21 protein-coding genes and 1 pseudogene are annotated in these 21,681 nt (G+C 54.6%); 13 read left to right on the top strand and 9 right to left on the bottom strand.

The annotated features are described in order from the left end of the window. Positions 1 to 7: 7 nt before the first annotated feature. Positions 8 to 298 (bottom strand): putative quinol monooxygenase, encoded by a 291-nt coding sequence (locus H9L05_RS01345; protein WP_187732717.1) that lies wholly within the window; start codon positions 296 to 298, stop codon positions 8 to 10. Positions 299 to 464: 166 nt separating this feature from the next. Continuing rightward, complete coding sequence (locus tag H9L05_RS01340; RefSeq protein ID WP_262892672.1) at positions 465 to 1,247, bottom strand: SAM hydrolase/SAM-dependent halogenase family protein; 783 nt, start codon at positions 1,245 to 1,247, stop codon at positions 465 to 467. Positions 1,248 to 1,379: 132 nt separating this feature from the next. On the opposite strand from H9L05_RS01340, the gene H9L05_RS01335 reads away from it, so the two are divergent. After that, on the top strand, positions 1,380 to 2,465 hold the full coding sequence (locus tag H9L05_RS01335; RefSeq protein WP_187732716.1) for a PhoH family protein: 1,086 nt from the start codon (positions 1,380 to 1,382) through the stop codon (positions 2,463 to 2,465). 293 nt (positions 2,466 to 2,758) lie between these two features. Then, on the top strand, positions 2,759 to 3,205 hold the full coding sequence (locus tag H9L05_RS01330) for a GNAT family N-acetyltransferase (protein WP_187732715.1): 447 nt from the start codon (positions 2,759 to 2,761) through the stop codon (positions 3,203 to 3,205). 148 nt (positions 3,206 to 3,353) lie between these two features. Here H9L05_RS01330 and H9L05_RS24620 read toward each other — a convergent pair whose 3' ends face one another. Next, positions 3,354 to 3,485 carry a hypothetical protein gene (locus H9L05_RS24620; protein ID WP_262892602.1) on the bottom strand — a complete coding sequence of 44 codons (132 nt, stop codon included), beginning with the start codon at positions 3,483 to 3,485 and terminating at the stop codon, positions 3,354 to 3,356. 20 nt (positions 3,486 to 3,505) lie between these two features. Here H9L05_RS24620 and H9L05_RS01325 point away from each other — a divergent pair, with 20 nt between their 5' ends. The 8 genes from H9L05_RS01325 to H9L05_RS01290 all read left to right on the top strand — a co-directional run bounded on the left by H9L05_RS01325 (position 3,506) and on the right by H9L05_RS01290 (position 12,160). Beyond that, positions 3,506 to 5,632, top strand: a complete 2,127-nt coding sequence (locus tag H9L05_RS01325) for a ComEC/Rec2 family competence protein (RefSeq protein WP_187732714.1) — start codon at positions 3,506 to 3,508, stop codon at positions 5,630 to 5,632. 148 nt (positions 5,633 to 5,780) lie between these two features. Further along, positions 5,781 to 6,614 carry an enoyl-CoA hydratase/isomerase family protein gene (locus tag H9L05_RS01320; RefSeq protein WP_187732713.1) on the top strand — a complete coding sequence of 278 codons (834 nt, stop codon included), beginning with the start codon at positions 5,781 to 5,783 and terminating at the stop codon, positions 6,612 to 6,614. An 83-nt stretch (positions 6,615 to 6,697) separates the two neighbouring features. After that, entirely contained in the window at positions 6,698 to 7,168 is a 471-nt protein-coding gene (locus tag H9L05_RS01315; protein ID WP_187732712.1) for a sterol desaturase family protein, read from the top strand. Positions 7,169 to 7,194: 26 nt separating this feature from the next. Continuing rightward, positions 7,195 to 8,082: a MerR family transcriptional regulator gene (locus tag H9L05_RS01310; protein WP_187732711.1), complete on the top strand. Its 888-nt coding sequence runs from the start codon at positions 7,195 to 7,197 to the stop codon at positions 8,080 to 8,082. A gap of 358 nt (positions 8,083 to 8,440) precedes the next feature. After that, positions 8,441 to 8,962, top strand: coding sequence for a sigma-70 family RNA polymerase sigma factor (locus H9L05_RS01305; RefSeq protein WP_187732710.1), 522 nt, complete (start codon positions 8,441 to 8,443; stop codon positions 8,960 to 8,962). Positions 8,963 to 9,209: 247 nt separating this feature from the next. Then, positions 9,210 to 10,688, top strand: coding sequence for a phytoene desaturase family protein (locus H9L05_RS01300; protein WP_187732709.1), 1,479 nt, complete (start codon positions 9,210 to 9,212; stop codon positions 10,686 to 10,688). A gap of 77 nt (positions 10,689 to 10,765) precedes the next feature. Then, positions 10,766 to 11,608 carry a phytoene/squalene synthase family protein gene (locus H9L05_RS01295; RefSeq protein ID WP_223284662.1) on the top strand — a complete coding sequence of 281 codons (843 nt, stop codon included), beginning with the start codon at positions 10,766 to 10,768 and terminating at the stop codon, positions 11,606 to 11,608. 81 nt (positions 11,609 to 11,689) lie between these two features. Next, positions 11,690 to 12,160: a hypothetical protein gene (locus tag H9L05_RS01290; RefSeq protein WP_187732707.1), complete on the top strand. Its 471-nt coding sequence runs from the start codon at positions 11,690 to 11,692 to the stop codon at positions 12,158 to 12,160. A 9-nt stretch (positions 12,161 to 12,169) separates the two neighbouring features. Here H9L05_RS01290 and H9L05_RS01285 read toward each other — a convergent pair whose 3' ends face one another. Further along, on the bottom strand, positions 12,170 to 12,700 hold the full coding sequence (locus H9L05_RS01285; RefSeq protein ID WP_187732706.1) for a DUF2141 domain-containing protein: 531 nt from the start codon (positions 12,698 to 12,700) through the stop codon (positions 12,170 to 12,172). Positions 12,701 to 12,911: 211 nt separating this feature from the next. Between H9L05_RS01285 and H9L05_RS01280 the strand changes: the two are divergent. The 3 genes and pseudogenes from H9L05_RS01280 to H9L05_RS01270 all read left to right on the top strand — a co-directional run bounded on the left by H9L05_RS01280 (position 12,912) and on the right by H9L05_RS01270 (position 17,012). Further along, positions 12,912 to 13,759 (top strand): annotated as a pseudogene (locus H9L05_RS01280) (4-hydroxy-3-methylbut-2-enyl diphosphate reductase). A 98-nt stretch (positions 13,760 to 13,857) separates the two neighbouring features. Beyond that, on the top strand, positions 13,858 to 14,604 hold the full coding sequence (locus H9L05_RS01275; RefSeq protein ID WP_187732705.1) for a fatty acid desaturase: 747 nt from the start codon (positions 13,858 to 13,860) through the stop codon (positions 14,602 to 14,604). Between the two features lie 542 nt (positions 14,605 to 15,146). Further along, positions 15,147 to 17,012, top strand: a complete 1,866-nt coding sequence (locus tag H9L05_RS01270; RefSeq protein WP_187732704.1) for a tetratricopeptide repeat-containing sensor histidine kinase — start codon at positions 15,147 to 15,149, stop codon at positions 17,010 to 17,012. Here the strand turns inward: H9L05_RS01270 and H9L05_RS01265 are convergent. The 5 genes from H9L05_RS01265 to H9L05_RS01250 all read right to left on the bottom strand — a co-directional run bounded on the left by H9L05_RS01265 (position 16,993) and on the right by H9L05_RS01250 (position 21,486). Beyond that, positions 16,993 to 17,730 (bottom strand): LytR/AlgR family response regulator transcription factor, encoded by a 738-nt coding sequence (locus H9L05_RS01265; protein WP_187732703.1) that lies wholly within the window; start codon positions 17,728 to 17,730, stop codon positions 16,993 to 16,995. The two genes, H9L05_RS01270 and H9L05_RS01265, sit on opposite strands and share 20 nt — an antisense overlap. A gap of 361 nt (positions 17,731 to 18,091) precedes the next feature. Continuing rightward, positions 18,092 to 18,484, bottom strand: a complete 393-nt coding sequence (locus H9L05_RS01260; RefSeq protein ID WP_187732702.1) for a heavy-metal-associated domain-containing protein — start codon at positions 18,482 to 18,484, stop codon at positions 18,092 to 18,094. A gap of 81 nt (positions 18,485 to 18,565) precedes the next feature. Beyond that, on the bottom strand, positions 18,566 to 19,192 hold the full coding sequence (locus H9L05_RS22885; RefSeq protein WP_223284882.1) for a TonB-dependent receptor domain-containing protein: 627 nt from the start codon (positions 19,190 to 19,192) through the stop codon (positions 18,566 to 18,568). Further along, the gene (locus H9L05_RS01255; RefSeq protein WP_223284661.1) at positions 19,165 to 20,871 is read right to left on the bottom strand and encodes a TonB-dependent receptor; all 1,707 of its coding nucleotides are present in this window, start codon (positions 20,869 to 20,871) and stop codon (positions 19,165 to 19,167) included. Before H9L05_RS01255 ends, H9L05_RS22885 begins: the two co-directional genes overlap by 28 nt. 102 nt (positions 20,872 to 20,973) lie before the next feature. After that, positions 20,974 to 21,486 carry a hypothetical protein gene (locus tag H9L05_RS01250; protein ID WP_187732701.1) on the bottom strand — a complete coding sequence of 171 codons (513 nt, stop codon included), beginning with the start codon at positions 21,484 to 21,486 and terminating at the stop codon, positions 20,974 to 20,976. Positions 21,487 to 21,681: the final 195 nt, after the last annotated feature.

The raw sequence follows: 21,681 nt of genomic DNA, 5'->3' as shown, positions 1-21,681 counted from the left end.
AAACTGGTTATGGGGCAACCGGGTGTACGGAAAAGGCTTGGGCCGGGGCTGCAAATAAGGCTTTGGTGGCTGGCCAAACTTCTCCGAATAACGCCGACTTGCGGTACGCATTGAGCGCCACTTCTGACTCCCAATGACTATACGTGCAGTAGATATGAGGCGTATGAGTATCCTGCCAAAGCTCCAGGTGCTGGCAACCCGGCATCTGTCGAATGCGGTGTTCAGTAGCGCGAAAAAGCTGTAGAAAGGCAGGCGTATTTTCTGCCGCAAACGTCATGCGCACGATTCGGATAAGCATTGAGAAATAGTTAAAATGAAACAAGAAATGCCCCCCAGGGGAGGCATTTGAAGGCATGACAGGTTGGCGCATTCAACTTAACATAATATATAAACAGAATATTATGTGCGTTTAGAGCCTGCAAATGCAGTTTTTAAATAAGATCGGCTATTCCTGATGTCGATCTCTAGCTTGGCTCGGGAGCGAAGCGCACATCTACCTGAGAATCAAAATACAGCCCCAGCAATTCGGCCGCATTGCCTTGGTTGATGCCAATGCAAAGTACTTCCTGGCTGTTAAAAATGCACACCGCTTCGCCGGGCGCGGTGGCTTGAAAGTGGGGGGCAATTTCGCGCACGGTTTCGCGACCGAAATGCACGGCACACGTACGGCCGTGGCCTACTGCCTCCACAGCGGTGCGAGTGATATTGGTGATGAGGTTGCCGTAATGATCCACGTGCACCACGTGGCCGGTGATGCGATGATCCTGAATGCGTAGCTGGCGGTTGAGCAGCTGGTATAGCTCTGTGGTGGTGGGGCCCAAGTGCTCAAGCGGATGGCCTTGTGCTAAGTGAACGGCGGCAGGCGCCAGAATATCGCGGGTGGGAGAGGGGGTCTCCATATTGCGAAGGCGCACTACATCAGCCGGCCCACCATCAGTAAGCAGGGTAAGCAAGCCGTTATCGGCGGCCACAAAATAATGGCCTTCAAACTTTACGGCATGCCATCGCCCCTGCGCTCCACCGTAATCATTGACGCCCAGCAGGTGTACTGTGCCCGTTGGGAAATCACGAAACACCGCATTTAGAACGTGTAAGGCGTGCGCGATGTTAAAGGGTTCGATAGCATGAGAAATGTCCAGTACGGGCTGCTGGGGGCTAATTGTAGCAAGCGCGCCTTCACGGCAGCCACGTAATGGTCGCGGTAGCCAAAATCGGACAGAAACGTAATCAACCCCATTGCCGGAAATCCTGAGTTCTTCGTACTATTGTTTGACCCCGGTATAAGCTGGGGTGGGGGCGGCAAAAGTAGGCAATTGCTCCTACCAACGCCCCATTGCTTGTTTTTTTAATCATCTTCTTCGCCTTAAAGCACTCATAATTTGGTCGAGAAAATCATCACCCTCGAAAATGTCTCCCTCGTCGAGTTCCTCGGACCCGACAACCAGAACATACGCCAGCTGGCGGCCGCTTTCCCCGGCAGCAAAATCATCAGCCGCGGTAACGAAATAAAAATCCAGGGCCAGACGCCTGTCATTGCCCGCATTAACGAAATTCTATCCTCGCTCATTGAGCACTACCACCAGTACGGCGCCATCACCGACCGCAACGTGACCGAGTACATTGCCGCCGCCGATGATGAGCAGCAAGAGCGCATTATCGCCACGGCCTCAATAGCCGACGTCATTGTATTTGGGGCCAAAGGTGGCGTTATCAAGGCCAAGACGCCCAACCAGCAGAAGCTGGTGGATACGGTCATGAAGCACGACTTGACGTTTGCGCTGGGGCCGGCCGGTACGGGTAAAACCTATGTATCGGTGGCGCTGGCCGTGCGGGCGCTCAAGAACAAAGAGGTCAAGAAAATCATCATCTCGCGCCCCGTGGTGGAGGCCGGCGAAAGCCTGGGCTTCCTGCCCGGCGATATGAAGGAGAAGGTCGACCCGTATCTGCGCCCGATCTATGATGCCCTGGAAGATATGATTCCGGCCGAAAAGCTGAAGTTCTACCAGGAAAACAAAATCATCGAAATTGCTCCCTTGGCCTACATGCGCGGCCGGACGTTGAACAATGCGTTCGTGCTGCTTGATGAAGCCCAGAACACCACGCCATCTCAGCTCAAGATGTTCTTGACCCGTATGGGCCCCACGGCGAAGGTGATGGTGAACGGTGACCGCAGCCAGATCGACTTGCCCACCAAGCAGAAATCGGGCTTACTGCAAGCACTTGATATTCTGCGCGATGTGCGTGGTATTGGGTTTGTGGAAATGACGGCCGAGGACGTGGTACGTCACCGCTTGGTCAAGGAAATCGTGTACGCCTACGACCGCTACGACGTGCAAACGCAGCGTGAGCAGGCCACCCGCCCATTCCGCGACCTGTACCGCCCGCATCCGGATTCGCGCCCTGAGTCGGATTTCCCCTCAACCAACAATGCGAGTCTGCCCGTCAACCACGAGCAGCAGTTGTAGCTTTAATAGCTGCTGACCAGTTTTGTTGGCCGGTAATTAGTTAGAAATGCATCAAAAAGCTGCTTCTCTCAGGAAGCAGCTTTTTTGTTTCGTGTACCTTAGCTGACCTGGTAGTTCAACTTAAAATAACCTGCAATACCGGGCGTAGAGGCACAATATTTTGTGTCTCGTCGTTGCAGGCATTAGCTGTTCAATGACGAGACACAAAATATTGTGCCTCTACGCCCGGTATCACGCTGTTTGCCAAATAGCTCTGAAATTTGACTTATCCGCATCTGCAAAACTTCTGATTAATGATTACCGCCGAAAGAATTACCGACCTGCGCGACCTTGATGACGCCTTTACCATCCGCGAAACCGTGTTTGTGCACGAGCAAGGCGTGCCCCTGAACGATGAATACGACGAGCACGACCGCACCGACGCCACCCATTACCTGGCCCGCGCTACCGACGGCACGCCCTGCGGCGCTGCCCGCTGGCGCCCCACCGACAAAGGCGTGAAGCTGGAGCGCTTCGCCGTACTCGCCGACTACCGCAACCAGCAAGTAGGCGCTGCGCTGCTGCACCGGGTGCTGGAAGATGCTCACGCTGCTTACCCCGAGGCCACGCTGTATTTGCACGCTCAGCTGCGGGCCATTCCTTTTTATGAGCGCCACGGGTTTGAGAAAGTGGGCGAGCAGTTTACGGAATGTGATATTGAGCATTATAAGATGATTTGGCGCGGCACAATGACAGCGTAAGCCGCTGTGCTGCTCCTGCACACTTTCAGTAAAAAGTCCTTCCCACGTAAAGTCGGAAGGACTTTTGCTTTCCAAAAAAGCCCCCAGACGCTATACATATTTTCAGTTGGTGATTTGAATTTTTATCAGTTACTAGTGCCCGTGATTATTAATTTTTCTTGGTGGAGCACCGCCCTTTTTTCTTATCATGCAGAATCGGCTTAGTTGGGCGCCACTTGCTTTTGTGCGGCTGGTCGTTGCGCTGGCGGCGGGCATTCTGACTTATTTGTATGTCGGCCACACGCTGCCCGAACTGCTGCCTTGGCTTCTGGGGGCATTTCTCTTTTTGTTGTTGGGCAATGGTGGGCTGCCAAGAGCGGTTCAGCTAGTGCAAACGATGCCATGGGGTTGTTGGCGTTGGCGGTCGTGTTTCTGGCGGGGCTTACCAGCGCCCAGCTGGCCACGGAGTCGCGCAGGCCCAATCATTTAAGTCAGTTACAGGGTCCTGTGGAGTTTTATCGGGCGGTGGTGGATGAAAACCCGGTGGTGCGGCCGGCTACCTACGCCACTACCTTGCGCGTATCGGCGGTACGCGTTGGCGGGCGCTGGCAAACGGCGGTGGGCGGCATTCGGGTTTCGGTGCCGCGCGAGGTGGGCGTAGCCACGCCCCGCTACGGCGAAGTGTGGCTGGTGCGCGGGCAGCCCACGCCGGCCAAAGCGCCCCTCAACCCCGGCGAGTTCGACTATCGGCGCTATCTGGCTTACCATCAGATCTATCATCAGCAGTTTATTCACCCCGACCAATACCGCCAAATCGCATTTTTGCCCCCCAGCTATGTGCGCGCCGTCAGTTTGCGGGTGGCGCAGGTGCTAGATGGCGTTTTTAGGCGCTACCTCACGGCCAAACGGGAATATGCGCTTGCCTCGGCGCTGGTGTTGGGCCTCAAGAATGATATCGATTCAGAGACCAAGCAGGCGTACGCCAACACCGGCACCACGCACATTATGGCCGTGTCGGGCTTGCAGGTGGGGTTGCTGTTTGGCTTGATTACCTGGGTGTTGCGCCGGTTGTTTGGCGGGGCGCCGGGGTTCCGATATTGGTCGGCGGGCGTGGGCTTGGCGGTTATCTGGAGCTACGCGTTTATTACGGGCTGCTCGGCTTCGGTGCTGCGGGCGGCCGTAATGTTCAGCTTCATCATCGTGGCGCGCGTGTCGGAGCGACAAAGCACGATGTACAACACACTGGCCGTGGCCGCTTTCGCGCTGCTCTGCTATGATCCTTATTTACTGGCCGATGTAGGCTTTCAGCTTTCCTTTCTGGCCGTGCTCAGCATTGTGTACCTACAGCCGCGCATCGCCGGCTGGCTTGACTTCCAGGAGTTAGCAGCCCGCCGCCAACGGCCCTGGCAGCCGCGCCCCGTGCGCTATCTGTGGCTGGCCGGCGGCTGGTCGGCCGAATGGATATGGCAGGCCACGGCCCTGACGCTGGCGGCGCAGGTGGCTACGTTTCCGCTGGGCCTGTATTATTTCCACCAGTTTCCGCTTAGCTTTCTGTTGTCCAATCTGGTGGCCGTGCCGCTGTCGTCGGGGGCATTGTATGTGGGGCTGGGGCTGCTCGCCGTGACTGGTATTACGCACGGCATCAGCGCATTGGTGCCAGCCTTTGCTTCAAGTGTGGAAGCTGGGCCGCGTCTGGTAGCGGTTCTGCTGGAAAATATAATCTGGGCGTTCAACGAATATATTTTCTGGATTGGGCGCCAAATGCCGCATGCCCTCATCAGCGGCGTTCAGCTCACGGCTCCCCAGACCTGGCTGGTGTTTGTCATCATCCTTTCGCTGCTCCTGTTTTTGGCCGTCAAACGCCTTGCCTGGCTGGGGCTGGCCTGCGCGCTGCTGAGTGTATTTGCTGGCAGCCGCGTGTGGGCTGCCCACCGCACAAGTACCGATGAGGAGCTGATAATCTACAGTATTCCGCGCCGCTCGGTGTGTGGCTTCTGGCAAGGAGCCGCCGCCGACATCGTATCCGTCGATTCGCTGCCCCTTTCCGAAACCGAGCGCACTTACCGCATCGTGCCTGGCGCTATTCAGCGCGCTTCACGCCGCGTAAGCTACCATCAGGGCTGGCAGGCGACACCCATTCCGGCTACTTTGCAGGCCGATGACGGACTGGTGCTGGTAGTGTGGCGCGGCCTGCGGCTGGCTTTCGTGACGGGGTATCTGAGCCCAGCCCGCCAGCCCTGGCCTGTAGATGTGGTAATCCTGCGCCGCAATGCCCGCGTGCGGCCGGCTGAGCTGGCGGCCGTGTTTGGCAAAAAGCCCCCCATCATCTTCGATTCTTCGTGCCGGAGCTGGTATGTCGCCCGCCAGGATTCGGTGCTGCGCGCGGCCGGATTCCTTACCCACGACGTGACCGCGCAGGGGGCTTTTCGGCAGCAGCCGAGGCAGTAAATTCCGGAAAGCGGGCGGCGGCTTCGCTTGGTTCCGTTTCTTTTACCGCACCATTTTTGTTAGGTTTGACTACCGCGCCGGCTCTTTGGCGTCTGGGGGCTTTTCTCAACTCCCCGGCGCTGCCCGTACACTGCTAAGCCCAACGACCATGGAAAACACACCAACCGAGGACCTGCAAGCCCTGCGCTACATTCGTTATGAGTGCCAGGAAGCCATAGGATACATCACGCTCAACCGCCCTGAAAAGCGCAATGCCCTCAACTCTGATATGGTATCGGAGCTGAAGCTGGCTTTTGAATACGCCGAAGACGACGAGACCTGCAAAGTAGTGGTGCTGCGCGCCAACGGCGACGCGTTCTGCGCCGGCGCCGACCTGGCGTATATTCAGGATCTGCAAGGATTCAGCTACACCGATAATCTGTCGGACTCCACCCATCTGATGCAGCTTTTCCATCAGATTTATACGCTCAAAAAGGTCGTTGTTGCTCAGGTTCAGGGTCATGCCCTGGCCGGTGGCTGCGGCCTAGCCACCATCTGCGACTTCGCCTTTGCCGTGCCCGAAGCGAAGTTTGGCTATACCGAGGTCAAGATTGGCTTCCTGCCCGCTATTGTGAGTGTGTTTCTGCTGCGTAAAATCGGGGAGGCCCGCACCAAGCACCTGCTGCTCACCGGCGACGTTATTTCGGCCCAGGCGGCGGTTGAATTTGGTCTGATTAATTTCCTGGCTCCCAAAGAAGAGCTGGCTGAAAAAGTGCGCACGTTTGCGCGCCGGCTTTGTGTCGAAAACTCAGCCCAAAGCATGGAAATGACCAAAGAGATGCTGGCTCGCATTCCGGAAATGCCCCTGGAAGATAGCTTGCGCTACGCGGCCCAGATGAACGCCGAAGCCCGCGGCTCCAACGACTGCCGCCGGGGTATTGCCGCTTTTTTAAATAAGGAGAAAATCACCTGGGAGGATGCCGATACGGATGCGAATCGTTGAAAGCATGTGGAGGTTCTAAAGCTCAGCAGCTGAGGTTCAAAAGCACGTTTTAAACATCCATCCGGGTCCTCGGTTAACTCCACATGACACCACTGGCAGCCGCTGCCGTATCGACGGCCACCTTTCTGGGAATGGAATTTGTCGCTTGGTTTATGCACAAGTATGTGCTCCATGGCGCATTATGGTTTTTGCATCGCTCGCACCATGTGCGCCATCCGCACCGCTTTGAGCGCAACGACCTGTTCTTTCTGTTTTATGGGTCCCTGTCCATGGGTTTTATCATGTACAGCTCAGAAACCAAAGACTGGCCTTTTTGGGTAGGAATTGGTATAGCAGCCTACGGTACCGTTTACTTCTTTGTGCACGATGTCCTGATTCATGGGCGTCTGCGATTCTGGCGCAAATCGCGCAGCGAATACCTTCGTGCTCTCAATATGGCCCATAAGATGCATCACAAAACCACCGCCCGCGACGGCTCCGAGGAGTTTGGAATGCTATGGGTATCACCAAAGTATTTTGCATTGGCCCGCCGCCGAAAGAAAATTATTAATTAGTAGTTAGTAATTGATAATTAAGCCAAGTGGGACAATTCTCAATAAGTGACCTGGAAAATCTTTCAGGTATTAAGGCGCCCACTATTCGCATGTGGGAGCAGCGCTATAATGTGCTGCGCCCTGAACGAACTGCTACCAACATTCGGACCTACTGCGACGCCGATTTGCGTCGGTTGCTCAACGTGGCTACTTTATGTGGCCGTGGCCAGCGCATTTCGCAGGTTGCCCGCCTTAGCGAGGAAGAGTTGACCCAGGCCGTGCTGGCCGGCTCCGATGATCCGCATGATTATGCCCGCCAAGTAAATGCGCTGTTAGCCGCCATGCTCGAAATGAACGAGCACCAGCTAACCAAAGTGCTTACCAGCACCATCCGGCAGCTGGGCTTCGAAACGGCCATCATGTACGTGGTGTATCCTTTTTTGCAGCGGATCGGCCTTTTGTGGCAGGCGGGTAGTGTTAATCCGGCGCAGGAGCATTTAGTAACAAACCTCTTGCGGCAGAAAATGCTGGTTGCTACCGATAGCCTGCCGCTGGTAGCACCGGCCACCACGAGGCGCTGGGTGCTGTTTCTGCCCGAAGGGGAGTTGCATGAGCTGGCGCTGCTGTTTATGAACCATGCCCTGCGCTCCCGTGGCCACCATGTCTTATATCTGGGGCAGAACATGCCGCTTAACGACCTTGAATTGGTTTACAATACATATAAGCCTCATGCTGTATGCTGTGTAATGACAGCGCTGCCTGAGCGCGACCATGTGCAGGCGTATGTGAATGAGCTAGCCAGGCTATGTCCCGAAAGTGAGGTGATCCTGTATGGGAGCCAGGCTCAGCATCAGGAGCTGGAAATGCCCCCCAAGGCCGCCCGCCTTCGCCTGATGACCGACTTTCTGGCTCTCGCCGACGAGCGACGCCATTAGGGAGCAACATAGCTTCCAAGCTGCACAGTATGGCTTGAAGGCGTGCGGTTTAGAAAATTTATTGCCCCAAATACACGAAAAATGCCCCGCTTTTACGAGGCATTTTTCGTATAGTCTGGTTTGAAATCTCCAACGTGAGAAAACGGGAGTTGATCTGGCAAAGTGTACAGTTCATCAGCCAAAAACAGGCGAAGAGCGATTTTAGCTTTTGTAATTCCCCCTGATTATCAGCGCATTCGTACATTAGGTTAATCAAAACAAGTACAGAAGACGCAGAAAAATAATTGCTTCCGAGCTATCCTACTTTCAAAAATTCTCGTATATTTGTTTAACTTTTTGCCACGAAAAGCTAAACAACATGACCTCTCTGGAATTCACAAATCAAGTACAGAAGATTTCCTATTCGCTGAAGCCCGTGGCGATGAACCTGACCCGCGACGCTGACGATGCAAAGGACTTGGTACAAGAAACTTTACTCAAGGCGTTGTTGAACAAGGACAAGTTTAAGGCTGGTACCAATTTGAAGGCATGGTTGTATACCATCATGCGCAACACCTTCATCAACAACTATAACAAGATCACCAAGCGTAATAGCAATATTGACAGCACGGAGTATTTCCAATACTTTAATACCGACGAGAACTACATCACGCACAACGGCGCTTCGAGCGACTTCGTAGTAACCGACATCAACGAGGCAATTGCGACGCTCTCGCCCGATTATCGGACGCCGTTTATGATGTACTACATCGGCTACAAGTACTTAGAGATTGCCGAGAAGCTTCAGATTCCGATTGGTACCGTTAAAAACCGTATTCACATTGCCCGCAAAGAGCTAAAGCAGGCATTGAAAGTATACGCCCCGGTGTGTAGAGTATAGGGAGAGATAATACCGCCGCCCGGGCGTACAGCGGGCCGCAGAATACAAAGCCGAAAGGTGGCGTGTCTGCGGCCCGCTTTTTTTATCGCATATTTCGCAGAATGTCGCCGATTCACGGATTTAAGTGGCAATCTGTAAACCTCTGCTCAACTCAACGGTATGATAGGGCAGTCAGGAACTCTGACTTGCTTGGAAACGCGGGGCTTCGGCTTCGGTTATCTCATTTGATCTGCATAATCGATACTTTGTGAGTAAACACGTTTTAGTTATTGGGGCAGGCTTCGCGGGGCTGTCAGCGGCTACTTCCCTAGCTCAGCGCGGCTATCAGGTCACGGTGCTGGAGAAAAACGAAGGCCCTGGCGGCCGGGCACGCGTGTTTCGGGCCGAGGGCTTCACCTTCGATATGGGACCGAGCTGGTACTGGATGCCCGACGTGTTTGAGCAATACTTCGCTCGCTTCGGGCACCGGGTAGCCGATTTCTATGATCTAGTGCGCCTTGATCCTTCGTACGCTGTGATTTTTGGCGACAACGACTTTCTAGATATTCCGGCCGCTATGCCCGCCATTCGGGCCATGTTTGAGCAGCTGGAGCCCGGCAGTGCCGCTCAGCTCGATGAGTTTTTGCGGCAGGCAGCTTATAAATATGAGGTCGGCATCAACAAATTCGTGCATATGCCCGGCCGCTCCCTATTGGAGTTTGCCGATCCGCGCTTGCTCGTAGATGCCGTGCGTCTGGATGTGCTGCAAAGTATGAGCCGCCACGTGCGCCGCTTTTTTAAGCACGAGAAGCTGATTAAGCTCATGGAGTTTCCGGTCCTGTTTCTGGGCGCAACGCCCGAAAACACACCGGCGCTGTACTCGCTTATGAACTACGCCGACCTAGCGCTGGGCACTTGGTACCCGCGGGGCGGCATGCACAAAATAGTAGAGGGCATGGTGCAGGTGGCCCAGCAGCAAGGCGTGAAGCTGGAGTATAATCAGGAAGTGCAGGAAATACGGGTGGAGAATGGCCGTGCTACGGGCGTGCAAACGGCTGCCGGTTTCCGCCCGGCCGACATTGTGGTGGCCGGGGCCGACTACCATCATGCGGAGCAGCAATTATTAGCCCCCCAGCATCGGCACTACGACGAAAAGTATTGGGACTCGCGCACGATGGCGCCTTCATCGTTGCTGTTTTATCTGGGAGTAAATAAGCGCCTGAAGAACCTACGCCATCACAACCTCTTCTTCGATGAAGACTTTGGCCGCCACGCGCAGGAGATATACGAGCAGCCACAATGGCCCAGCAAGCCACTGTTTTACGCCTCGCTGCCTTCCCAAACCGACCCTACGGTAGCGCCCGAAGGCTGCGAAAACCTGTTTTTATTGGTGCCCGTAGCCCCAGACCTGGCTGACCCGGAAAAAACCCGCGAGCGTTATTACCATCTTATTATGGACCGTTTGGAGCGCCTTACCGGCCAAAGCATCCGCGATGCGGTGATATACAAGCGAAGCTACGCCCATAGCGATTTCGTGGCCGACTACCATAGCTACAAGGGCAATGCGTATGGTTTGGCTAATACGCTCAAGCAAACCGCCATTCTCAAGCCTACGCTGAAAAGCAAAAAGGTAAGTAATCTGTATTTTACGGGGCAACTTACGGTGCCCGGCCCCGGCGTGCCGCCCTCTTTGATATCAGGGCAGGTAGTGGCAGGGGAAATATTCAAGGAATACTCAATCGACTAGCCGCCCCGAACAAATTGCCCCCCAGCCAACTTATGGGAGGTAGTCACTCCATTTCACCTCTTCGCCTTTCAATAGCCTTGGACCACGTAGCCCTTTTTGATCAAACCAGCTTGGCGTGTAGTAAGCTGATTACGAAGCGCTACAGCACGTCGTTTACGTTAGGTATTCGCACGCTCGACCCGCGGTTTCACCTGCCGGTGTATGCCGTGTATGGCTTTGTGCGCTGGGCCGATGAAATCGTGGACACCTTCCATGACCACGACAAAGCCGCGCTGTTTGCGGACTTTCGGCGCCAGACCTACGAGGCGCTCGACACGCGCTTCAGCCTGAGCCCGGTGCTGCACGCGTTTCAGTTGATGGTGCACCGTTACGGCATTGATCGGGAGTTTATTGAGGCCTTTCTGCGGAGTATGGAAATGGACCTAGAGGACCGCAACTACAATCAATCGCTCTATAATGACTATATCTACGGCTCGGCAGAAGTAGTAGGGCTGATGTGTTTGCGTATCTTTTGTGAGGGCGATACTGCTTTGTTTGACCGCCTGCGCGAGCCGGCTCGTCGCTTGGGCGCTGCGTTTCAAAAAATCAATTTTCTGCGCGACATCCGTTCTGACTACGAGGAGCGGGGCCGAGTGTATTTCCCCGGTGTTAGCTACGAGCATTTCAATGATGCCGTGAAGCGCGACATTGAGGCTGACATTCGCTCTGATTTTGAGGCCGGTTACGCGGGTATCGTGCAGTTGCCGCGGTCGGCTCGCTTGGGCGTATATCTGGCGTATGTGTATTACCTGAAGCTGTTTCATAAAATTCGCCAGCTGCCAGCTACGCAGATTCTTGGCGGCCGCGTGCGCGTTCCCGACAATACAAAACTATTACTGCTGGTCGGCTCGTACTTCCGCTACCGGCTTCGCGCTATATAATCTCAGAAAAGCCCCCCAGCTAGGTGTTGGGGGGCTTTTTCAGACACTTCCACATCAGAACTTGAAACCCACCCACATCCTATGAATTCTTCTTACGACCTCGCTACCCTACGCAGCCACTATGAGCAAGCCGCCGCCGATAAATCGGCCGGAGAGAAGTTTTATAAGCTCATGAGCAGCTACCAGGGCAGCGAAGCTTTGCCGCTGGCTTATAAAGCAGCCTCCGAGGCCATTAGGGCCCGCGACGCTTCGATGTTTAATAAGTTGACCTATGCGCAGGCGGCCGCTCGCATTTTCGAGCAAGCTGTAGCTGCCGACTCAAACAGTGCCGAGGTCCGGTTTTTACGGTTTAGTGTAGAAAGTAATATACCCGCTTTTTTGGGTTTGAGCCCACATGTAGAAGAGGATCGGCAGTATCTGCTGGATGCATTGCGGCAGCATCCACAGTCGGGCCTCGATGCAGAGGCGTTCAATACGGTGCGTAATTTCCTGATAGGCAGGGGCCACGTGAGTGCTGAGCAGGCCCAAGAGCTAGAGCAACTGGCAGCTTAATCCCGAAGTCTAATACTTCATCGTTAGCTGCACCTTCACGCGGCTGCTGTGTACCACCACTTTCGCCTCGGCAAAAGACGGTGGGCCCATCAGAGCGCGCGGATTATTAGAGAAGGCATACCCTTCGGTAGGAAGGCCGATAAAGTTAGTGTCGAGGCGGCCGTTGTTGTTCTCGTCGTGGTAGGCAGCTATGGCGTAGTCGCCTTTGGGCAGCTTATCAAAGACGAAAACACACTCTTTGGCAGTTAGCTGCACTTTTTGAGTGGCAACGGACTTTTTGCCCGGAAACCCTTCTTTGCGATTATAAAGCGACACGTAGCAGGTGCCGCGAGCATTGCGCAGGTTAGTAACGCTGCCGCTAATGGCCTGGCTGGCTGGCATATCGGAGTCGGTGGTGCCGGTACAGCAGAGTGCCGAGGCCGCCGAAACGAATGCTATTACTTGAAGCAGGGTAATGGAAAAAAAGGAGCGAAGCAAGAGGCAGTAGGAGAGAAGGAAGGTCAGTTGGCTGGGCGAAGGCTCACCTAAATCGGCTCCCAAAGCTACATCACCCAAGGCCTTTTAACGTGCACAACTGCTTAATCTTGTTATTTTCCTTTTGAAGAAAAGCCAGGAATTCCGAAATTGTAGAACACAGATAATCAGCTTCTATGCGCCGTAAGCTGAACTACAAGCCTAACTTATTGCGTACCTTATCTGCATGACACGTTTTGGCCAATAACCTTCCGGCTGTTTTCCTGGTTACCGATTTATGCCGCACCATCTGAGCGTCCGTATCGACCCCAACTCTGGCTTTTGCTTCGGCGTTATCTATGCCATTCAAATGGCCGAGGATATTCTGGAAGAACAGGGCTACCTGTACTGCCTCGGCGACATTGTGCACAATGATGAGGAGGTAGAGCGCCTGGAAGAGCGCGGCCTGCGCATCATCGACTACGATACTCTAGCGCAGTTGCGCGACGAGAAGGTGCTGATTCGGGCCCACGGTGAGCCGCCCAGCACCTACCAAACCGGCTTACAGAATAACCTGACTCTGATTGATGCTTCGTGCCCGGTGGTGCTTAAGCTGCAAAACCGCATCAAAACCAGCTACGACAAGCAGGAGAAAATCTTCATTTACGGCAAGCATGGGCACGCTGAGGTGCGGGGACTATTGGGCCAGACCAGCGGCAACGCAGTAGTATTTGAGAACCTGGACGAACTGCTGGGTCACGAATTGCCCCCAACATCACGCTCTACAGCCAAACCACGAAAAGCACCAACAGCTTTTACCGCATTAAGGGCGAACTGGAGGAGCGAGGCTACGCCATTAATGCCAACGACACCATTTGCCGGCAGGTAAGCAATCGGGATAAAGATCTGCGCAAGTTTGCCGCCCAGTTCGACCAGATTGTGTTTGTGTCAGGCACGAAGAGCAGCAATGGGAAAGTGCTCTATCAGGTCTGCAAGGATACCAACCCCCAAACCCATTTTATTTCAAAGGTGGAAGAAATCTGCGCCAGTTGGTTTGAGCCGGGGCAGTCGGTTGGTATTTGCGGGGCTACCAGCACGCCTATGTGGCTGATGGAAGATGTGCGCGATGCTCTGCTGGCGCTTTAAACCCATAGTCAAAAGAACTATAAACCAGTATTTGGTCTTTAAAAGGCTCTACGTCTGCGAGAGCAAACGTCTGGTCTACATAAATTTAGCACTACTTAATGCACGCCACCACCTCTGCTCAACCTTCTGTTACTCGTCTCAAGCCTGCTCCGGTTGGTAATAAGGGCGTATTCGTTGCGGGGGTAATTATGCTGAGTTGGGGGGCTTTATTGACGTTTCTGCTGGCTTTTTATGAGCCAAATTGGCGTACGCCGTGGCCATATCTGCTATTGCTGATCCAAACCCACTTATACACTGGCCTGTTCATCACCGCCCACGACGCGATGCATGGTGTGGTAAGCGCTGATAAGCGCCTAAATAACGGTTTGGGCACCGTGGCTGCGCTGCTATTTGCCTTCAATTGGTTTCCTGGAATGTTGCCCAAGCACCACCAGCATCATCGCCACGTAGGCACCCTCGACGACCCCGATTTTCATGATGGGCATCACCCCGGTTTTTTGCCTTGGTTGGCGCGCTTTGCCTGGAACTACGTCACGTGGTGGCAGGTCGTGCTTATGGCGGTGACCTACAATGTGCTAAAACTGTTTTTCCCACAGGCGAATGTCATTGCCTTCTGGATGATACCGGCTATTCTGGCTACGGTACAGCTGTTTTTCTTTGGTACCTATCTGCCCCACCGCGGCGAGCACGCCGAACACAACCCGCATAAGTCGCGCAGCCAGTTTCGTCATCACGTGTGGGCCTTTATGAGCTGTTATTTCTTCGGCTACCACTATGAGCACCATGATCAGCCCTATTTGCCTTGGTGGCGACTATGGCAGGCCAAAGAAGCCGCCACGCAGTAGGTCTTAGCAGGATATTGTAGGCTGAATTCGCGCTTTGTGTATGACATCAGAGGCGTATTCAGTATTTGTTATAATAAGAATAATTATATTACAGTTTAGAATATTATTATCGCCAAACCGGCGTTTTTGAGGCTTCATATAGGTATGAAGCCTATTTACCGAATACTGAATTTGAATTGTATTTTTTTCTAACTAAAAAAATACCAACTTAGCGCTATATAGTGTTCTGGGTTGATATTTTGATAGTTACGACCGTTTTCAGCGCTCTCCTAACGACCAGCGCCCGTCAAGGGTGGCTGGTGCGGGCATGCCTGAAAATGGTGGATGTAGGCTGGGTAAAAGGGAAAGCTAATGAGTTTTCAAGCCAGTCTCTTAAATCTGGGGCTGCTTTATTTATTGGGTTAGTAATATGCGTTAGCGCGGCTTCAGCGGCTCACGCCGCCAGTCCACAACCGCTCACCTTTGCGCAGCAGCATCAGCAAGCCAGCCACCCCATTGCCGTAGACGACCCGCAGAACTCGTTAAAGCAAGCCAGACTTGCTTTGAAAGCTGCCACAAACGCCAAAAATGCCCCCCAGGCTGCTGCCGCGCAACTTCAGGTGGGTCGCGCCTATGAAGCACTCCGTCGCTACGATGAAGCGGTGCCACACTTTGCCGCCGCACTGCGCTACCACGTACGTACGCGCAATGCCTATAAAGCTGCTAGTGTCCGCTATGCTTTAGGTAGTGCCCAGTTTAGCCAAGGCGACACCGGCAAAGCACGCGAAACCTATCTGCTGGCTTTAAAGTCATTCACTGTGCTCCAGAACTTGGCGGGCGTGGCTCAGGGATATGAACTGCTGGGCCACTTGTATACCAGCGAGGCTAAATGGCCCCAGGCCCTGAAAAGCCACGAGCAGGCGCTGGTGACTTGGCAGAAAGCCGGCAATGAGTACCAGACGGTGGTAGCCATGAACAACATGGCGCATGTGCACCGCCAACAGCGCCATTACAGCCGCGCGCTCTACCACCTGCAACGTGCTTATCGCAAGGCGTTAGAGTATCAGGATAGCGCTTGCACCGGCCAGACACTTACCAGCATTGGGCAGGTATATCAGGCCATGAACAACCAGGAGGTGGCAATGGGCTTTTATACGCAGGCGCTCACCAATTTGCCCCCCACCACGGCTCCGGGCTATGTAGCCGACTTACTGCACTCCCTGGCCACCGCCCACGATTCTATTGGTAATCATGAGCAAGCCAGCGCTTATCTGCAGCAAGCTTTGCCCTTAGCCCGGAAAGCGCGCGCACTTGGCCGGGTCAGTAGCATTTATCAATCGTTATCCAATCTCTATCAGCGCGACAACCGCTACTCCTTGAGTCTGGAGGCTTTGCGTCACTATGCAGACCTGCAGGATAGCGTGTTTGCGGAGCAGCGTTCGGCGCAGGTAGCTGAACTTCAGACGCGCTACGAAACCGAAAAGAAAGAGCGCGAGATCCAGCTCCTGACTAAAGATCGGCAGATTCAGGCCAGCCAGCTGCGCCGTCAGCAACTGCTGCGTAATGTGCTCCTGACAGGAACAGTTGTACTGATAGCGCTGGCTATTATACTGTACCGCAGTCGGCGACGCCATCGCCGCCTCAATGGCCTGCTTCAGCAGCAGAACGTAGATATTCAGGCGCAGCGGGATGAGCTGGGGCGTTTGAATCGTACCAAAAGCACGCTGTTCTCTGTGATTTCGCATGATCTGCGCAGTCCGCTGGGGTCTTTGTATTCCATGCTTTCTCTGCTGAATATGGGCGCACTACCGCCCGAGCGGCTCGCCGTGCACTCCGAGCGGCTCAGTCGTATGCTGGATACTACCTTGAGCCTGCTTGACAACCTGTTGAATTGGTCGGCGGCGCAAATGGGAGGCGAAGCGACCCGGCCCGAGCCAGTATACCTGGATGAGATCGTGGAAGAGACACTGTCATTGCTGCTCAGTGATGCCGAGCGAAAAGGGATTCACTTGCTAAACCATGTGCAAGAGCCCGTTGTGGTGCACGCCGACCTGAACATGATTCGGCTGGTGCTGCGCAATCTGGTGGCGAATGCGATTAAGTTTACGCCCGCCGCTGGTACCGTAACCGTAGCGGCGCAGCCCTTGGGTACTATGTGGGAAATTACGGTCACCGACTCCGGGACGGGGATTGCCGCTGCCGATCGGGAGAAAATCTTCGGGCAGGGTGGGCCTCATACCACGCTCGGCACAGCCCGCGAGAAAGGTACCGGTCTGGGCCTGTTGCTCTGCAAGGATTTTGTCGAGCGTAACGGCGGAAAATTGTCCTTTGAGAGTGAAGTAGGGCAGGGCAGTACCTTCCGGTTTACTTTACCCGCCGCCACTCAGATTCTGGCAATTAGCCGGAATACTAGTGTTGCCGCCGGATAAGCGAGCGGCCGATAACACCTTCCGTCAGGCGCTCCCGGTAGGTTTGCCCCACAGGCAAGCTATGGCCGCCCACCCTGACTTCTTGGGCGCTTATCGATTCGATATGGTTGGCATTGACTAAGTAAGAGCGATGGGTACGCACAAACATGCCGGTGGGTAATTGTTCTTCCAAATTCTTGAGGTTGACCAGAGTTAGGTGAGTGCGTCCGTCGGCAGTATTGATTTTCGTGAAGTCTTTGAGGGCCTCCATGTAAAGTACCTCGCGGTAATGCAGGCGCACGAACTGGGAATCTGTGCGGATGAAAAAGGAGCCCGGCCGCAGAATCTGGTCGTAGATCTCAGCCTCGCTCGACGAAGAATTGCGAATCAGGCTCACTACTTTGCTTACGGAGCGCAAAAAACGATCGAGCGAGATAGGCTTCAATAAAAAGTCAATTACGTCAAGGTTGAAGGCTTCCATGGCGTACTGTGGGAAGGACGTCATCAGGACGACCAGCGGAGGCTGGCGCAGGGCACGCACCAGGTCGAGGCCGCTGAGGTGGGGCATCGTAACATCGGAGAACAGCACCTGCACATCGTGGCTGGTAAGATAGCTATGAGCCTCCAGCGGATCGGTGAAGACAGCCTTCACTTCCAACACATCCGTCATGGCTATATACGCCTGCAACAACTCCAGCACCAGCGGGTCATCGTCGAGAAGCAGACAACTGATCTTCATAAATGGAAATTTGATAATTAGTAGGGTGTGAATATAATAAGATTTAGATAATTAGGAATAACGTTGGTAGACTAGATTAAATATTCAACCGTAAAAGGGGCATTCTGGTCTACTCTGACACCTTCTTGATCTATTAACACGCAAATAAAAAAGTTGTGGCCCTTATTTAGATGGGTTCTTAGATTATAAGTATTGCTGGAAAATTTGCAGTGTCTTTAGAGCGTGCCTTATCAGCCTTCCTCTATGATGCGTTATATATATACTGTTGGTAATAAACAGCTTATAAGGCAATTCTAAAATTCAAATCCAGCAAAAAGCCCGGACCATTCCCAATCCGGGCTTTTTGCTGGATTTTAGGTGACTAGTGCTTGGCTCCGTCGCTGTGAACTGCGTTGGTTTTTTTGCAGCACTCCGGCAACTTATCGTAGGCGCGGGTGTCAGCGGGCTGGTCGTCGGCGTCGTAGCCAGTGCGTTGTACGGCGGTGCGGAGGGCGGCGGGGTTGGTCTTGTCAGGGCGATACGTGACCGTGAGCATCTGGGTAGGTACGTCGAGGTTGGCAGCCTGAACGCCTTTCTCGTAAGCCAGCGACTTCTCAAGTCGGGTTTTGCACATGTCGCACACAGCGGAGGTCTTGAGCGCTATCTGCGCCGTAGCATCCGTCTTTGTCTTGGCAGTTGCCTTGGTTTGGGCGTGGGCCAGCGGCGCTAAGGCAATGAACAGGAAGGTGAATAGGATGGACTTAAGGCGATTCATATGAAGAGTGTTTGTTGAGTGAAAATCGAAAGTATAAGCCTCTGGGGGGCTTTTTAGCTGCAACAGTATTTAGCTGGTAAACTACTCCAGCCGAAAGCGAAAACCAACGTAAGCCATTCGGCCATACACAGGCCCCCAGACCATTGCGGCGTCAAAGTTCGGCCCAAATGGGTCGTTGGCTCCCATGATGGGGTCGCGCTGACGATAGTTCGTTAGGTTCTCAACGCCAATATAAGCTTCCCAGTGCTTGAAGGCGCGGGTAACCTGGGTGTTGAATAAGGCGAAGCGTGGCGCTCTAGGCAGTGGCTGGCCCGGTACGTGCCCTCCATGCTGCCCACCCTCGCCGGGGCTCATAGCCAGGGGACGTTTGCCGAAACCCTGCATTGTGAGGTCGGCGCGCCACTTATCAAAAGCGGTAGCGTAGGCTATATTAGCAAAAATACGGTGGGGTGACGTGAGCGGCCTAGGCAGCAGCTGGCCCGTATAATCGGTGCGCACATCCAGGTATTTATAGGCGGCTTTGGCCTCTAAGCCCTTCACTAGCTCCACCTGCACTTCGGCCTGGAAGCTGCGCGAGTATGAGCGGCCACCCGGCAGCAAGTTGCTGATGTTAAGCTGATAGGGCGAGTAATAGGCATCAGCTACTACCTGGTTCTGGAACTCGGTGTGGTAATAGTCAGCTACGAAGGTAGCGGGCCGGCCAAGCAGGGTGAAGTATTGGGTAAAACTGCCCCCACGTTCCAGGCTTGCTCCGGCCGCAGATTATTCGACACCACAAAGTCGCGGGAGCTAACGAGCATGCCCGTGTTTTCGGCAATGGGATTGGCCGTGCGGAAACCCGACCCACCGGCTAGGCGCAACACCGTATTCTTGGTGGCGTCGTACTTGATATTGAGGCGGGGCGTCAGAAACCAGCCGTACAGGTTATGGCGGTCGAGGCGCAGGCCCCCGACTACCGTCAGGTTACGAGCGTTCTGATACGTGTACTCGGCGAAGGCGCCCGGTACCCGCTCCTGGCGGATACGGTTTTCGCGCTGGTAGCGCTGAGCGGGTGTTTCGGAGGGCGCGGAGGCGTAGTCAGGCTGTAGTAAAACCTCGCGGTAATTATCGTGCAGATAGCTAAGGCCCACGCGGTAGGTATGGGCGGTGTTGCCCAGTACGCTTTGAAACAGCAAGGTGGCCAGACCCGTGCGCTGCCGCCCATCATACGTGCGGCGGCCGTACTGAGAGTCAAAGGCGTGGTCGGTGGCGGTGAGCATCAAACCCAGGCTCTGATAGGGGCGGCCGGGCCAGGTGTAAGAGGTTTTGGAGTAACCTGTATAGCGGTCAGTCGCGAGCGAGGTGCCGTAGTACGGGTTGCCGGCTTCTTCCCGAAACCCCACCTGCCCGCCCTGGCGAGTTTCGCGCAGCGCTCCAAGTCCTAGTTCGCTTACAATGCCATTGCCCGACTGGTATTTCCACTTATTGAACACGTTGTACTGGGTGGCGAGGGGCAAATCCAGAAAGCCATCCTTATTGCGGTCGACGCGGCGGCTGAGGTGGTCGGAGTGCAGGAGCAGGGCCGTGCTGAGCTTCTTGCTGACGGGCGCTGAAAGGTTAAGATTAAGGTCGAATTTGCCCAGATCGTTGACGTAAGCGTTGAAGAGCAGGCGGTCGGTTTTGGCGGGATCCTGCAGGCGCACGTTCACCTGGCCAGCCATGCCTTCGTAGCCATTCACCACGGATCCCATACCCTTTATAATGTCGATACTCTCGATCCAGGGGCCCGCCAGATAGCTCAGCCGGTAAGGCGTAGCCAGGCCGCGCAGGGCTGGCAGATTATCCACGGTAAGCAGTGAGTAAGCGCCATCTAGCCCCAGCAGCTGAATCTGCTTTGCCCCCGACACCGCATCGGTGGTCGACACCTCTACGGCAGCATTGGTCTCGAAGCTCTCTGCGAGGTTGCAGCAGGCCGACTTGGTTAAGTCGCGGCTCGTGATGACTTGGGTATTGGTGGGCGTAAGGCCGGAATAAGAAGGCGCCCGCTCTTCCACGCGCACTTCGCCTAGCTCGGCAGAACGGCGCAGCGCGATGCGCACAAAGGACTGCTCGGTGGCCCCAACAATAACGGTATCAGGCCGATAGCCTAGTGCTTGAATGATGAGGCGATGAGAAGCCCCACGGGCGGGCCGCAAGATGCTAAAAATGCCCCCCGCGTCGGTGTTTGTAGCGCCCGATTGGTCTTCGAGCCAGCGCACTATGGCACCGGGCAGCGGTGCCGTGGCGGCAGCATCAGTCACTTGCCCACGTACGGGCAAGCTAGCCGGAGTTTGAGCGGCGGCTGGTTCGCTGAGGAGTAGCAAAAAGCCCCCCAGCGCCAACAGCTTGCGCCCTGAAAAGGAATTCATAACAGAAAGAGGTAGAAGTATTTCCAAAGACAATGGCGGAGCCAAATGGCCCGCGTGCCTGAGCCGATACAGTTCAGCCAGGCCCAGTGATCAGGAGAAACGCTAGACTACCAGAATGCAACCGAAAGCAAGCAGCACACGACCCGCCCGCGAAGGAGGCGAGGCGTCGGAGGCATACCAGCGGCAAGCAGCCTGCGCCAGTAGGGGCGAAGCTGGAATGGGCGGCCAAACCGTGGTTGCTGGCCAAGGGCTGATGGCCGGACCAGCAAGAAATTTGCCCCCCAGCGAGGCGGGAGCAGGCGCGCTCAGCTTGTGAAAATCGGTAGCAAGGTCGCAGCAGGCTTGCCGGAGCTGCGAGGCAACAGAAGCGCCACAATCAAGCACATTGTTGCTTGGTTGGCACGCATCGACAGCAGCACGGAAGGTGATGTTGGCCGTGCTGCGCCCACTCACGTTGCAGGTGCGCCGCTGCACCGTCAGCCCCACCGAAGCGGCGAGGATGAGCAAGGCCAGCAGACCGCTAAAAATCCGATGAGTAAGTGGGCGCTTCACGGGTGCAAAGATACGATACCGCACTTGCAAAATGCGGCGGGAAAGGTGCAGGATATAGGGCACACAGCCCGCGGGATTGTGAGTTGTAATTCCAGCCAGAAAATTAGATGGGCAGCCTGAGAGTCAAGCCTCTCTGAAGCAATTAAATGCAGCAATAAAGCTTACGATTCGCCTTAAAACGGATACTGACATTTTGGCAAAAGCGCTACCACTGCTTACCACTTTACTCAATCATTTGAGTTTAATCAGTCAAAAAAG

Source organism: Hymenobacter qilianensis, from assembly GCF_014489555.1.
In the GTDB taxonomy this organism is placed as follows: Bacteria; Bacteroidota; Bacteroidia; order Cytophagales; family Hymenobacteraceae; genus Hymenobacter; species Hymenobacter qilianensis.
The sequence above is the reverse complement of the archived record's forward strand: the minus strand, read 5'-3'. Positions and strand labels throughout refer to the sequence as shown.